The organism is Anaerobiospirillum thomasii (assembly GCF_900445255.1).
GTDB classification, from domain to species: domain Bacteria; phylum Pseudomonadota; class Gammaproteobacteria; order Enterobacterales; family Succinivibrionaceae; genus Anaerobiospirillum_A; species Anaerobiospirillum_A thomasii.
The window spans coordinates 808,716-823,244 of sequence record NZ_UAPU01000007.1 but is presented as its reverse complement, the minus strand read 5'-3'; the positions used below and the strand labels follow the sequence as shown (position 1 = coordinate 823,244).

Below are 14,529 nucleotides of genomic sequence, written 5' to 3'. Positions count from 1 at the left end.
GAGCTTATGCATTTGTCACAGGACACAGATGAGATACGCTCTGTAGCTATTGATGACAGAGCAGGCTCTATGATGCATATAGATGTCATAGGCTATATTAAAAGCCCTTTTGCGCAGAAATTTGCAGTACCGCGGCAGCCGGTACTGTGCCCCTCTGTTATATCCACCATACATTTTTATCCTCCCTACAGTGATCCGCGCGCCTTTGAAGGCCTTGAAGGCTTTTCACATATACATGTACTGTTTTTATTTGACAGGGCGCCTTATGATCGCTTCAAGGCCACAGTAAGACCGCCGCGCCTTGGGGGCAATACCCATGTGGGCGTCTTTGCCAGCCGCTCACCTTTCAGACCGTCTCGTATAGGACTTAGTGTGGTCAGGCTCTTAAAGATTGAGGTTGTAAACGGTAAAACCACACTTGTAGTCTCAGGGGCCGATCTTGTTGACAATACTCCTATAATAGATATAAAGCCTTATATTCCTTTTGTCGATATAAGATCAGATGCCACAGGCGGTTATGCCTCAAGCATTCCTCCTTTAAAGGATGTGGAATTTGCCTGTGCTACAGATATGCTAAATGACAGGGAAATTGTGATTTTAAAAGAAATTTTAGCCCAGGATCCGCGTCCTGCCTATAAGGGGGATGATGATGCAAGGGAATATCAGACCATAGTTTTGAATTTAGATATACGCTTTAAAGTAGGCTCTAAATGTGTGACTGTTACACAGATTAAAAGGATTGAAAATGGCCAGCAGAGCATATAAACATATTATTTTTGACCTTGACGGTACTATATTTGATACACATGAGGCTAATATGCATGGTCTTTATGTGGTTTTAAAAGAATTTTATCCAGAGACACAGGAGACTGTAGAGAGTTTAGGGCGCTTTTTTGGCATACCTGGCAAACAGACACTGCTATCTCTTGAGATACCTGAGAGTATGCATGAGAAAATGTACTCAAGATGGCTTGAGGAGGTATACAAAAGAGAACATACAGCCTCTGTCTATGATGGTATGCTCTCAGTGCTGCGCCGTCTAAAGGAGATGGGCTTTAGACTTGGTATTGTCACCTCACGTGTTAAAAAGAAAAACGGTCAGGGCATTTTAGGTGACTATATGCCGCCTGTGATAAAAGAGTTTTTTGATATAGCAGTCTGTGCAGATGATGTTGCCCGACCAAAACCATATCCTGATTCTCTTTGGCACTATATGGAGCTGACCGGGGCCAGACCTGATGAGATTTTATTTATAGGCGATGCCTATACCGATCTTATGTGTGCAAATGACGCAGGAGTAGATTTTGGTCTTGCGCTGTGGGGCTACTGTCAGAAGGAAAGACTGCGCTGCCGCTATTATTTTTCAAATCCTTTTGAGATTTTAAGTGCAGTTAAAAGATATACTATTGAACAGGACAGATGGTTTACTCTCTCCCTGGAGCTTGATCAGATAGCAAGTGCAGGTCTTGCCTACAGCAAGGATGTGTATGACAAGGAGCGCTATGAGCGCCTTAGGGAGATTGCAGCTGAAATTTTAGCCTGCCACACTGATGATGATTTTAACAGCATTAATGAAAAGCTCTCTTTTGATATTGGCTACAGGACTCCAAAGATTGATACCAGAGCAGCCATCTTTAATGAAAAGGGTGAAATATTACTGGTAGAGGAGAACACTGGCCTGTTCTCACTGCCAGGTGGCTGGTGTGAGGGTTCACTGTCAGTTGCCCAGAATACTGTAAAAGAAGTGCTTGAGGAGGCAGGACTTAATGTTTATGTCTCACGTCTTATAGCTATCTTTGACAGAAAGCTGCACAATAAACCTGATCTGGCCTGTGGTGTAATGAAGATCTTTTTGCAGTGTGAGATGGTATCAGGCAAGTTTGAGCCAAATATAGAAACCAAATCAGCCAGGTATTTTTCTCTTGAAAACCTGCCAGTTGACAGGTTAAGAACAGGTACTACCTCATATGATCAGCTTCTTGTGTGTTTTGAGGCATACAAAAGCAAAAACTGGATTGCATTAGTGGAGTAAAGAAGATGAGATTTTTAGTAGATTTGCATACACATACCCTTGCCTCTGATCATGCCTACAGCACTTTAGGGGAATATATAAACTATGCTCATGATACAGGCATACAGATGTTTGCCACTACAGATCATGGGCCTGATCTTGAAGATGCCCCATATTACTGGCATTTTGGCAATCTGCGCGTGGTACCAAGAGTGGTTAACGATGTGGCTATTTTAAGAGGTATTGAGGCCAATATTACAGCATCTGGCGATATTGATATTGAAGATTTTATAAGAGAGCGCCTTGATATTGTGCTTGCAGGTTTTCATCCTAATCTGACTCCTACAACAAAAGAAGAGCATACCCGCCTTATGATTAAGGTTATAGAATCAGGCAAGGTTGATATTATTACCCATCCTGGATCTGTAAATTATCCAATAGATTATGAGGCTGTACTCAATGCAGCTCTTAAACACAATGTGGCCATTGAAATTAATTCATCTTCGTCAGTAAACACCAGAGCAGGCTCTCATGATAACTGTGTGGCCATAGCCAGACTTGCCAAAGAGATTGGCAATACCATATCTCTGGGCTCTGATGCTCATATTGCCTATTTTCTTGGAAACTTTGAAGAGTCAGAAAAGGTTATTGAAGAGGCTGAGATGGGCTATGACAAAATTATCAATACTTCACCTATCAAGGTGCTTGAATTTTTAGAATCAAGAGGTCACAAGCCAATTGAGGAGTTAAAGGAATTCTTTATAAAATTCTAAAATAGACTTTGTATTTTTAAACAGGAATAAGGCTGGGAGGTTGTATACAATCTCCCTTTTTTGCATATAGATAAGGAGCACATGTCTTTACAGCAATAACTTGCGCTGTGACCGTGGCTTTCAATGGGGAGTTTTTATTGGTGCAGAAATAAAAAAAGTCTCTTGCGAGACCTTAGATGGTCGGTGATGTAGGATTTGAACCCACGACCCACTGGTCCCAAACCAGTTGCGCTACCAGACTGCGCTAATCACCGAACGCATGCTATTTTAGTTATAAGAGAATGTTATGTCAACAATTTTTTTAAATTTTTATTGGTTTTGCATTAAGATAACATTATAAATGGCTTAAATATCGTGTTTTTCATAATAGTTATCTATATAAAAGGCATTGCCTCCTGCATCTTTAACCTTATATAAAGCATTATCTGCAATATCAATCATCCAGGTCAGATTAAAATCACTAAAGCGGTTGACGCTGTAGTGTACGGCACCAATACTTATGGTAATAGGTTTGTTTCCATTGCCGTTATTGATGATATTAAGCTGTTCTACTGCCTTTACAAGACGTATACAGCTTGATCGCAGAGACTGCAGATCTATATCCTTTAGGATAATACAGAACTCCTCACCTCCATAGCGAATGATGGTATCCTCACTGCGCAGCACTTTCTTTAAGGCCGCGGCAACGCTCTTTAAAGTCTCATCGCCAGCCAGATGGCCATGGGTGTCATTGAATTTTTTAAACTTGTCTATATCACACATTAAAACAGCAATATCATCAGCAGGATTCTGATTTTCATTTATATATTTATTAAGGTAGTGTCTGTTGTAGACCTGTGTTAAAGAATCAAGTTTGGACTCTGTTCTTAGCGCATCATATTTACCACGTATCTGTTCCTCACCTTCTTTGTGTGCGGCAATATTGGTAAAGAGATCCTGAATCTGATTTTTAATAATGCTGATTTCCTTGACACGTGTGTATGGCAGCTGTTTTATCTGATTCCTGTCAATATAGGAACTGATAACATCAGATATAGTGGCAATAGGTTGCACTATAAAATGATGCAGCACGTAGATTAGGGCAAGCAGACCTGAGAGTGTAAGTATTACAAAGATATAGATATAAGGCTCAGAGCTCTCAAGCGTTACATACGACTCATCAAGCGCTGTTTCAATGGAGCTAAGTTCGCCGTTGATAAGTGATCGTGTAACACGTGTATAAGATTTATCAACGACTGCTCTGAAGTCTGACAGTCCCTGAATATCTTTGCGCAACGCAGCAGTGTGCAGTAAAAACTCCTCAAAAAGTGAGGCATTTTGAGTACAGTAGGGATTGCTCTCATTGTTCTTACACAGCTTGATATTGACAAGATTCTGCTTTTCTACAGCATCTGTCACTATTTGTATGTCAGGCTGCATCTGCATGGAAATTGAGCTAAGATAGTTGTCACTTTCAAAATGGGACACTATTTTATGATCTGTCTGATTAAATTCATGACCTATCATATAGGAGTTGTGTAAAAAGCGATGCAGAAGCAGCATGGTGTCATAACGTATGCTGTCAGTCTGTTTTCTAAGACCTAAAAATATCTCAAGATCATGCTGCAGTCGTCTTTTATCTTTGGCATAATCTGGCTCGTCATGAAATGAGTATCTGTCAAGAATGCTTGTTGCAAGTTCAAATGACTGTCTTGCATAATCAATGTCATGAGAAAAATGTATAGATTCAATGCAGCCACGCAGACGCTCGAGGTTAATTGAAAAATTATTGGCAAAATAAATGCGTGGTACTGTATCTTGAATTAGATTCTGCAGTTTGACCTCAACGCGGTTGAAATCATAGATCATAACTGCAGATATGATAGAAAATGCAACAATAAAGGGGCTGAAAATTAGCGATAACAGTGAGCTAATGCGCCATTTTCTTTTTTTCAAGATTTATTGTTCCTGCACGCTGGTGAAAGATACTGTTCTATGCCTCTTATCATAATATGTATAATCATTGTATGCACCTCCTGAATTCTGTCGGCATAGCCATTATGCTCAACTATGATAGGAAGATCACACATATCTTTAAGAGCCCCGCCGCTCTTGCCAAGAAGTACAATGCTTTTCATACCTTTTTCTTTGGCGGCTCTGCAGCCTTCAATAATATTTTTAGAATTGCCAGATGTTGAAATGCCAAGGAAGATATCACCGGCAGAGCCCATGCCTTCAATAAAGCGTGAGAATATATAGTCAAAGCCGTAGTCATTGCCGACACAGGTAATATGTGACGGATCGCAGATGGCAATGGCTGCATATGATGGTCTGTCATCTCTGTAGCGACCTGTCAGCTCTTCTGCAAAATGCTGGGCATCACACATACTGCCGCCGTTACCGGCGCTTATGACCTTGCCGCCATTTTTTATGCTTGAGGACATCATTTCAATAGCCTGTTCAATTTTGTCCCTGGTATCAGCTTTGTTGATGAAGTTTTCAAGAACCAGCAATGACTCTTTAAGATCATCTAATACATTAAATGTCAGCATAAATCTTCCTTATATGTTAATGGGCCTTAACACGACTTTCCCACAGGGCGTGTGCTTTTTTATCGTTTTCAATATATTCTAGCAGAAGTTCCTGTTCTTCCCTGCTCAAAAGCTTATCAAGCATCATCTGCTTTTGCTCGCCTAGGCGTTTGGCATAATCCTTTTTGCTCTCTTCCTTGCCTTTTTCAAGACAGTCCATGGCAAAATCATCAGACCATAAAGATCCTGAAAGATAGGTGCCATCTTCAAGCTGTGAAAATTTTTTACCCTGAGAGAGAGTGATCATAGTATCTATATGTACAGCTTTTGCAGTTGCATCAACCTGCATGCGCGGCAATACGGCCCCTTCTGGGCGGCTCCAGCGGCGTAATGAGGCTTTTTTGGACAGATCTCCAAATTCAAGTGAAGCCTGACCTCCTGTCATGGCAAGATAGACCTCTGCAAGAAGCTGGGCGTCTAAAAGAGCTCCGTGCTTGGTACGGGCCGAGCGGTCAACATCATAGATTCGGCACAGATTATCAAGATTGGCCTGATGGTTTGGGTTGATGCTGCGAGCTAAAGACAGTGTATCTGTAACTGTGCAAAAGGAATTTATAGGTTTGCTCATACCCATGAGCATAAGCTCTCGGTTTAAAAAGGCGCAGTCGAATTTGGCATTGTGAATTAAAAGCTCGGCCCCTGTAATAAAATCAAGAAATTCTGAGGCTATATCTTTAAACTGCGGCTTGTCTGTGAGCATATCATCAGTAATGCCGTGCACCTGACTTGCCTCCTCGTCAATAGGACGCATTGGATTTAAAAGTACACGGAAATCACGCCCTGTAAGTTTGCGGTTTAAAATCTCAACACAGCCTATTTCAATGATACGATGCTCGCCGGTTATGGTTTCTTCATCTTTGCCTGTGGTTTCAGTATCAAGAGCTATCTGTCTTTGCATGCTTTGACCTTTTATTTAAACATGAGGGCGCCTTTAAAGCAGTAAAGAAATTGTATGCACCCTTTAATTTGCTGTCAATGTCTAAAATTTAAGGAGCAGTTATGCCCAGGATCAGTAATTAATGATAAAATTTTTCAAAAGATTTCTATACATAATGTTTATAAATGCGTTTAAAGATAAAGATTCCGTCACGCGCACCTACTGTTGATTAACAAAATTATACATAAAATCATTACATTGACAGTATGCCCCTGTTCATGATGTCTGTTTTCCACTCTTTTTTTATAAAAATTTATCAAATGTAGAAAATTAATAACAAATCACAATTTAAGCAAAATGTTGTTTTAACTCACAATTTTAAGTATATTATTTATACTTAAAAAAGATATTAATTTTATATATCCTAGATCCCGTAATTTAATATAGGGTATCACTTAAAGTAGTGTCAAGCCAAAAACTGAGGGTCGGCACTACCCCTTCTTTATATCTAAGAAACTTATAGGGATGTTAAGAGTCTCTACTAGCTCTTTCTGTTGCTTTGAAAGGGAGCTTGTTAGAACCCAGCTTTCCCCATATTTTCTACAGGTAATGTCAGATAACCGAGCAATAGCACTATCTAAACCAATACGAGAGATCTTTAGATAAGGTCTTAGCTTGTTATCAAGCATGCGTCGAATAATAAGCGCAATGAAGGCTATAAACAACTTGCCGTATATGCTTTCTTGACTCTTAACCTCGAGTCTTTCATAGAGAATATCGTTCTTGAAGACACTGAAAGCTTTCTCAACGCAATCTTTAGCTCTATAGATATCAAGCACCTCTTGTGGCGATAAATCATTGCGTGTACAGAACAAAGCAAAACATCCACAAAGTTCCAGGATCTCAGAGTAGTGCTTTTCCTTGATCTCAAAACTTAAAATCTCGTTCTTTTCATTTACATTAATATGAAAGAGCTGAGAGTATTGCTTGTACCTATTTGGACCAAGGCGAGTTGCAGATCTTAACTCTTCACTAATTTTAGATACATACGAGCTCAAAGATGCTTCATCTCTTGAGGTTGAAAGTGGAGACTTATACATCATAAGTCTTGTATTTATGCGGCCAATATTGTAGTCCTTAACAGAGCAGCGTATAGTCTCATCACTGCGCTGAATAAGGATTGTATTTTCTGATAATGGATTTCGTCTCCAGTTCAAAACCTGTTCTCTAATGTCCTTGCAGAAGTCAAGAGGAGCACCAACAATAAAGTCACAGCCATGAGCTCTTGCATTATCAAGAGCGTCCCCAACAGCAAAACCTCCATCAATTACCAATGTTATAGGTACATCTAACTTAAGACCATTAGCTTTGGCCTGCTCTAAAACATATGGCAGATTTGTAAAATCATTAATTGAGCCATTGTAACAACTGAAATAAACAGGCAACTTGCGTTGAATGGTGCAAAACATACCTACATTTACTTGAGGAAGTCTTTCTTTATCGCGATTATATCCCCATGCAACCATAGGTAATGAAGTGGAGTAGTTTGATATCGATGTGACGTCATAGCAAATGCAGTCATCGGCACAACAGTACTTGATCCAGTCTTGAAAGAAATCATTGCACTCAACAAGGCTAATACTACGATAAAGCTGACTTAAAGCCTGAGAGGATATCACGCTGTCAGTAAAGCACATGTGTTTATCTGTAAAGTGATCAATGTTTGAAAGCCCACCAGGAGCACTAGCTGCAAAGAAGGATGCTACAGCAAGGATCTTGTTAGCCATGGACTCTCCAAATGCGTTCCTAAGCATCACATCAAGAGAATACTCTTTTGCAATAGAATGGCAGGCCAAGGTATATCCAAAAGACGTAATGTTTGCTTTACGTGCCGGCGCTGTAGATATATCTTTACAAGGCCGTCCAGGACCTTTTACAGTTGAGACTTTAGGAAGTGGGATTTTAAAAAAAGAGTAGTAGTTCTCATTTGGATGAAAAGTTTTAATTCCCTCAATATCTTCATTGCTTATCTTGCCAATTAAAAGTCTATCATGCTTAAGCTTACCATCAACGCGATAGCTCTTAATGCGATACTTTACATAGGTCTGGCCTTTTTTTTGCCTATGAAGCTCATATCTAGAGTCATTAGGTAAAGATATAGAAACATCAGTGTACAGCATATATGATACTCCATTAAATATATTTATAGGGTATCATAAAGTGCATAAAAAAACTAGCATATAAGTCTCAAAATCGCTTGTTTATGCTAGTTTTATGGTATTATAACGCTACCCCATTATGTTACCCTATAATTAATTTGGGGATTTAGGATATATCAGATATTTAATATCGTTTATGTTTTTTTTGATTTTTTGCTATAATAGGCACCAGGATACGGGGTGGTTATCCATATTTTTTACCGGCAAATATCAAAACTGTTTATTTTGCTGTCACATATTCTTAAAAGCCCTAAAGGCTGTCTAAGATTAGGTATCTGGTAAATTATTAAAGAGTTTTTAAATCTGGTAGAAAATATTTCATTATGAAAGAGGTTTATTTATTTACAGACGGCTCATGCCTTAACAATCCAGGTCCTGGCGGATATGGAGCCATATTAAGATATAAGGGGCATGAAAAAGAACTGTCACAGGGCTATGAACTTACGACCAACAATCGTATGGAGCTCATGGCAGTGATAGCAGGCCTGTCTGCATTGAGGGAGTCTTGCAGGGTAATAGTTACAACTGACAGTCAGTATGTAAAGCAGGGTATTACCACATGGATTGCAGGATGGAAGAAAAATAACTGGAAAACATCTTCAAAGACTCCTGTTAAAAATAAGGATTTGTGGCAGCAGCTAGATGAGCTTGTGCAAAAGCACGAGTTGTCATGGTGCTGGGTTAAAGGTCATAACGGTCATGCAGAAAATGAACGCTGCGACAGACTGGCCAATACTGCTGCAAATAGTGACGATAAGATCCAAGATTCTGGTTTTATCTCATAACTTGTGTTTAACAACTGGCAATTAATGCCAAGTAGGGTGAATGATAAAGAAAACACTACTGATTATTGGAAGTCTGGCTGTAAGTGGCCTGATTGCACTTAGTGCATGTAAGAGCAACAATGCCGCCGTATTTTCCAATTCAAATCAGAGCGCACTTAAGAATCAGCTACAAAGTTCAATAAGTTCAAATGTAAAGCATGGCTCTTTATGGAACAGTGAACTGTTTAATGACTCACGCTTTATGCTTGACATTAAACTGTCAAAGGCAGAGAAGAAGGAGGCTAAAAAACTTGCCCGCTCTTTTGAGCCGCACATGAAGTCCTCAACTCTGTTTATGCATTATCTGTTATCGGAGCTCAAAAAGCGTAATCTGCCATTAGAGCTTGCCGCACTGCCACTGCTTGAGAGTGGTTTTAATCCACGTGCCAAGTCTCATGCAGGTGCCCATGGTCCATGGCAGTTTATAAGATCAACAGGTAAAACTTATGGTTTAGAGCGAAGCTCCAACTACGATGAGTTTTATGATTTTATAGAATCAACAGATGCTTCATTAAAGTTTCTGCAACATCTATATAATGCCTGCAGCAAGAACTGGTATCTTGCAATTGCAGCCTACAATCAGGGTGAATTTGCAGTAAAGAAGGCTATTTCAAGAGCCAAGAAGAGCGGAGTACCTGCTGAAAAGATCAGCATCAACAATGTCAAGCTCTCAAGATATGCCTATGTCTATGTAAAACGCTTTAAGGCTTATGCAGATATCTTAAGAAATCCTGAGACCTATGGCGTCAAGAGACCAGAAATTGAAAATCGTCCGGCCTTTCGACGTGTAGCGATTGCCGGCCGTATCAATTCAATGAAAAAGGCAGCAGAGCTCTCAGGTGTGGGTATTAAAACTCTGCAGCACTTAAATGCCGGATACTTAAGTGACTCGTTAAAGAGTAATAAGCAACGTGGTCTTTTAGTTCCAATTGATCATGCCTCAAAGCTTGAGGATGCTCTTGGTGTACAAGATAACACTACATTAGATGCTCAGAATCTAAGCTTTAACCGCTAAAATTTCCATGTATTGCCCTATAAGGGCAGTGATCCTCTCAAGGCAGGTTAGTAAATATCCTGCCTTTTTCAATGGCAAAAGTCCCACCTTAATTTTGACAAAATATTTACTCAATCATTTGCATAACTTAAGCCTTTGGTAACAAGAGTTGAGGAGTTTGATCTTTTAACTTATCTTTCTTAGGCAGTAAAACATGCACTTTAAAAAAACGAAGACAGATGCTGTTGACATGCGATCTAGAGTACTTGTTATAAAAAAAATTGCATCTAAGAGACTGATATTTATCATCTTCTTTAAAAGTAAATATGAAATTTTTGTAAAATTGTTTAAAGCAAAGTTAAAGAAAACGTTTTACCTGACGTTAATAAAAATAAACAAATTTAAAGAAAAATAAAATAGGAGCTTTTCACATGGCCTTATTTGTAAATACCAATGTTTCATCAATTAATGGTCAGCGCAATCTTACCAATGCTACCAACAATTTAAATACCACCTATCAGAGACTATCATCTGGTATGCGTATTAACTCAGCAAAAGATGACGCTGCCGGTTTGCAGATCTCTGATCGTTTAACCTCACAGATTAATGGTTTAAACCAGGGCAATCGCAATACCAATGATGGCATTGCTTTAGCTCAGACTGCCGAAGGCGCCATGGATGAAATGACCTCCATGTTACAACGTATCCGTACCTTAGCTGTGCAGGCCTCAAACGGTACTAATAACACTAAGGATCGTCAGGCAATTCAGCAGGAAGTAGATCAGCTCTCATCAGAAATTACCCGTATTGCCTGTCAGACCAAGTTTGGTGGTAATTCAATTTTAAACGGCAGTGCTGCGACCGGTACATTGGTTACAGATGGCGGTAAAATCAAATTACAGGTTGGCGCCTATAACGGTGACACACTTGAAATGACTGGTTTTAGCACTGGCTTTACCTTAAGTGTATTAGGCTCAAGAGCTATTAATGCAGGTGCTACTGCAGCCGACCATGGTTTTGCTGGAGCGAAATTTGTGGTTACAGCTCAGTCAGAAGCTGCCCTTGCTATTGATTCAGTAGATAAGGTAATTGCCGAGATTGACAAGCAGCGCGCTCACTTAGGTGCTATGCAGAACCGTATGGAATCATCAATTCGCAATCAGTCAAATGTCTCCATGAACGTATCTGATGCACGTGCACGTATCCGTGATACAGACTTTGCCGAAGAGTCAGCTAAACTGTCACAGCAGACCATCATTCAGCAGGCAGCATCATCCATGCTGACACAGGCCAACTCAAGACCACAGCTGGCTTTATCACTGCTTGGCTAATACTTTCTAAATTTGAATTCTGTTTTTTTAAAGGGCAGGCTCTAAACAGCCTGCCTGTTTATTTGTCATAACCGTATTAAAGATAACTCAATACTTGGCTTATTTTCTGTAAAAGTATGATGATTCAATAATTATTGTTCAGTTTATCGCTTTGATTTTTGTGTTTATTAAATATAAAGACCACATAATATAAAAGTTGCTTTAAATAAATCATCTGCGGGAAATATTTAGGCTCGCAAAAGGTTGATTTTTATGTGCTTATTTTTAAGTTAATGTTAATTTTTTGTAAAATTTTAAAAAATTCTACTAAAGAAAACTTTTGACCCGACGTTAATAAATTTATACAAATTTTAATAAAAATAAAGCAGGAGTTTTCTTATGGCCTTGTTTGTAAATACCAATGTTTCTTCAATTAATGGTCAGCGCAATCTTACCAATGCTACCAACAATTTAAATACCACCTATCAGAGACTATCATCTGGTATGCGTATTAACTCAGCTAAAGATGACGCTGCCGGTCTGCAGATTTCTGATCGTTTAACCTCACAGATTAATGGTTTAAACCAGGGCAACCGCAATACCAATGATGGCATTGCTTTGGCTCAGACTGCCGAGGGCGCCTTAGATGAAATGGGCAATATGCTGCAGCGTATCCGTACCTTAGCTGTTCAGTCAGCTAACGGTACCAATAATACCAAGGATCGTGAAGCCATTCAGCAGGAAGTAGATCAGCTCTCATCAGAGATCACCCGTATTGCCTGTCACACCAAATTCGGTGGCGATCAGATCCTCGCAGGTGGCTCAGGTGCAGCCAATACCATGAAGGGTCTTATGAACTCTGTAGGTGAGCTTACTGTACAGGTTGGTGCCTACAATGGTGACAAGCTGACCATGAAATTCAACAGTGGTGGCTTTACTATGAATGGTCTGGCATCAGCTGCAAATATCACAATGGACAGCAGTGCAGGTATCAGCGCTACCGGCTCATTTACTGTAAGTATGCAGTCACTGGCTACTTTAGCCATTACTGCAGCCGACAGTCTGATTGCCGCTATTGATAAGCAGCGCTCACACCTAGGTGCTATGCAGAACCGTATGGAATCATCAATCCGCAATCAGTCAAATGTCTCCATGAACGTATCTGATGCCCGTGCCCGTATCCGTGATACAGACTTTGCCGAAGAGTCAGCTAAACTGTCACAGCAGACCATCATTCAGCAGGCAGCATCATCCATGCTGACACAGGCCAACTCAAGACCACAGCTGGCCCTGTCACTGCTTGGCTAATACTTTCTAAATTTGAATTCTGTTTTTTTAAGGGCAGGCTCTAAGTGGCCTGCCTGTTTTTTCTAAGATGTGTCTTTAAGATAAGTCAAGCTTTGCCTTATCTATTTTAAAAAGCTACATGCCTTTGTTCAGCTCTTCATCAAAAGATCTCTGATTTACTAGATCTACAACCTGAGCCTTTATTTTCTCCTTGGTCATAGAATCGCTGCATACATTCAAAGCTTCATTAAACTGAGCTATGGACAGATTGTAATTGCCTATATTTGATAAAAATGTGCCTCTGGTGCGCAGACCTTCACAGCGCTTGCCAGATTTAAAGTAGGACTCTGAGAGTAAAGACAGGGCTGTAAAATCATTAGGATGTTTTTTGATAAAACGCTCAAGCAAGGTATTGGCCTTGTCATAACTGCCGTTTTGATAATAGATATTGGCAAGGTTCAACACCACAGTCTTGTTATCGCCAAGACGTGATCGTGCCTGCTGCAGTCTTGATATAGCCTGATTTATATTGCCACGCTTTAAATCAATATCGGTCTGCAGATCTAAAACAAAGATATTGCTCTTAAGTGCAGACAATTCAGACAGAGCACTTTGAGCTTTATCAAGTTCATTGAGCTCAAAATAACACAGTGCTTTTACATAGCTTTTATAAATTCCATTCATCTTGGAATGCTCAAGCCCCTGTAGTATTGCATCTGGCTGCAGATTCATATAGCGAACATCAGATCTGGCCTTGGCCAGGAAAAAATCTGGATTGTCTGAATCTTTTCTTGCTGGCAGTGTTGCAATTCTGGCACTGGCTTCACTGACGCGTATCTGTGATAAAGGGTGATCTATAAGCATAGTAAAGGCAGGATTGATATTGCCCTGCTGCTCCTGAAGCTTTTTAAACAGATCGGTAGAGCCGCGGGGATTAAAACCGCTTTTATACAAAAGCTCAATGCCAATTCTGTCAGCTTCATATTCATTGTCGCGTGTAAAGTTAATAGAGCTTTGCATGGTAGCACCCATGGTTGAGGTCAGTGCTGCCATACCAACAGCCGGATTTAAAAGAGACATGACAATGGCACCTACTAAGGCACCTGTTGTCAGATGGCTCTGTGCACTCTGCTGTTCAATAAAACGGGCAATATGTCTTTGTGTAACATGGGTTATTTCATGGGCAATAACCGAGGCAAATTCATCTTCAGTGTCACAGTAGTAAAAAAGACCTGAATTGATTCTGACCTTGCCGCCAAGAAAGGCAGAGGCATTTAATGTTGTATCCTTGACTACAAAAAAGTCAAAGGGGAATTTGACATGATTGGCATTAATTAAAAGCTTGTTGCCAAGAGATGCAACATACTCATCAAGAGCAGGATCGTCAATAACAGGCATAAAGCTTCTTGCAGTACGTATAAAATACTCACCAATCTGCTGCTCTTTTTGCACGCTAAGCCCCATAACTCCAGCAGTGCCAATATCTGGAATATTAATTTCACTGCCAGAGCTTGCAAACGGTGCCATGATTATGGCTAAGGTACATGCAAGTTTACTGATACGCATATTTATCCTTATTATCTGTATCCAAGATCTTAAAAGATGCCATTTAAAAATAGATTATAGCAATAATAATTTATTGTCCACATAGCATGGCACATTGA

12 protein-coding genes and 1 tRNA gene are annotated in these 14,529 nt (G+C 39.9%); 7 read left to right on the top strand and 6 right to left on the bottom strand.

Annotated features, from left to right (window positions below; genetic code table 11):
* Positions 1 to 6: 6 nt before the first annotated feature.
* Genes tsaA through DRZ93_RS10780 form a run of 3 tightly spaced genes read left to right on the top strand, consistent with a single transcriptional unit; the run spans position 7 to position 2,784 of the window.
* Entirely contained in the window at positions 7 to 765 is a 759-nt protein-coding gene (tsaA, locus tag DRZ93_RS10790; RefSeq protein ID WP_245933801.1) for a tRNA (N6-threonylcarbamoyladenosine(37)-N6)-methyltransferase TrmO, read from the top strand.
* Entirely contained in the window at positions 746 to 2,032 is a 1,287-nt protein-coding gene (locus DRZ93_RS10785; RefSeq protein WP_113743627.1) for an NUDIX hydrolase N-terminal domain-containing protein, read from the top strand. The genes tsaA and DRZ93_RS10785 overlap by 20 nt, the downstream gene beginning before the upstream one ends.
* Before the next feature lie 5 nt (positions 2,033 to 2,037).
* The gene (locus tag DRZ93_RS10780) at positions 2,038 to 2,784 is read left to right on the top strand and encodes a phosphatase (protein ID WP_113743628.1); all 747 of its coding nucleotides are present in this window, start codon (positions 2,038 to 2,040) and stop codon (positions 2,782 to 2,784) included.
* A gap of 177 nt (positions 2,785 to 2,961) precedes the next feature.
* Here the strand turns inward: DRZ93_RS10780 and DRZ93_RS10775 are convergent.
* From DRZ93_RS10775 to DRZ93_RS10755, 5 genes are all read right to left on the bottom strand, one after another.
* A tRNA-Pro gene (locus DRZ93_RS10775) sits at positions 2,962 to 3,038 on the bottom strand.
* Positions 3,039 to 3,129: 91 nt separating this feature from the next.
* On the bottom strand, positions 3,130 to 4,719 hold the full coding sequence (locus tag DRZ93_RS10770; RefSeq protein ID WP_113743629.1) for a GGDEF domain-containing protein: 1,590 nt from the start codon (positions 4,717 to 4,719) through the stop codon (positions 3,130 to 3,132).
* Entirely contained in the window at positions 4,716 to 5,315 is a 600-nt protein-coding gene (gene gmhA / locus DRZ93_RS10765) for a D-sedoheptulose 7-phosphate isomerase (protein WP_113743630.1), read from the bottom strand. Before gmhA ends, DRZ93_RS10770 begins: the two co-directional genes overlap by 4 nt.
* Positions 5,316 to 5,331: 16 nt before the next feature.
* Complete coding sequence (gene dnaQ, locus DRZ93_RS10760) at positions 5,332 to 6,252, bottom strand: DNA polymerase III subunit epsilon (RefSeq protein WP_113746587.1); 921 nt, start codon at positions 6,250 to 6,252, stop codon at positions 5,332 to 5,334.
* A 470-nt stretch (positions 6,253 to 6,722) separates the two neighbouring features.
* The gene (locus DRZ93_RS10755) at positions 6,723 to 8,411 is read right to left on the bottom strand and encodes an IS1634 family transposase (RefSeq protein WP_113746167.1); all 1,689 of its coding nucleotides are present in this window, start codon (positions 8,409 to 8,411) and stop codon (positions 6,723 to 6,725) included.
* A gap of 359 nt (positions 8,412 to 8,770) precedes the next feature.
* On the opposite strand from DRZ93_RS10755, the gene rnhA reads away from it, so the two are divergent.
* The 4 genes from rnhA to DRZ93_RS10730 all read left to right on the top strand — a co-directional run bounded on the left by rnhA (position 8,771) and on the right by DRZ93_RS10730 (position 12,886).
* The gene (rnhA, locus tag DRZ93_RS10750) at positions 8,771 to 9,235 is read left to right on the top strand and encodes a ribonuclease HI (protein WP_113743635.1); all 465 of its coding nucleotides are present in this window, start codon (positions 8,771 to 8,773) and stop codon (positions 9,233 to 9,235) included.
* A 40-nt stretch (positions 9,236 to 9,275) separates the two neighbouring features.
* Complete coding sequence (locus tag DRZ93_RS10745; protein WP_113746586.1) at positions 9,276 to 10,289, top strand: transglycosylase SLT domain-containing protein; 1,014 nt, start codon at positions 9,276 to 9,278, stop codon at positions 10,287 to 10,289.
* 410 nt (positions 10,290 to 10,699) lie between these two features.
* Positions 10,700 to 11,599: a flagellin N-terminal helical domain-containing protein gene (locus tag DRZ93_RS10735; RefSeq protein WP_113746584.1), complete on the top strand. Its 900-nt coding sequence runs from the start codon at positions 10,700 to 10,702 to the stop codon at positions 11,597 to 11,599.
* Positions 11,600 to 11,977: 378 nt separating this feature from the next.
* Positions 11,978 to 12,886 (top strand): flagellin N-terminal helical domain-containing protein, encoded by a 909-nt coding sequence (locus tag DRZ93_RS10730; RefSeq protein ID WP_113746583.1) that lies wholly within the window; start codon positions 11,978 to 11,980, stop codon positions 12,884 to 12,886.
* A gap of 114 nt (positions 12,887 to 13,000) precedes the next feature.
* Here DRZ93_RS10730 and DRZ93_RS10725 read toward each other — a convergent pair whose 3' ends face one another.
* Complete coding sequence (locus DRZ93_RS10725) at positions 13,001 to 14,431, bottom strand: M48 family metalloprotease (protein ID WP_113746582.1); 1,431 nt, start codon at positions 14,429 to 14,431, stop codon at positions 13,001 to 13,003.
* Between the last annotated feature and the right edge of the window lie 98 nt (positions 14,432 to 14,529).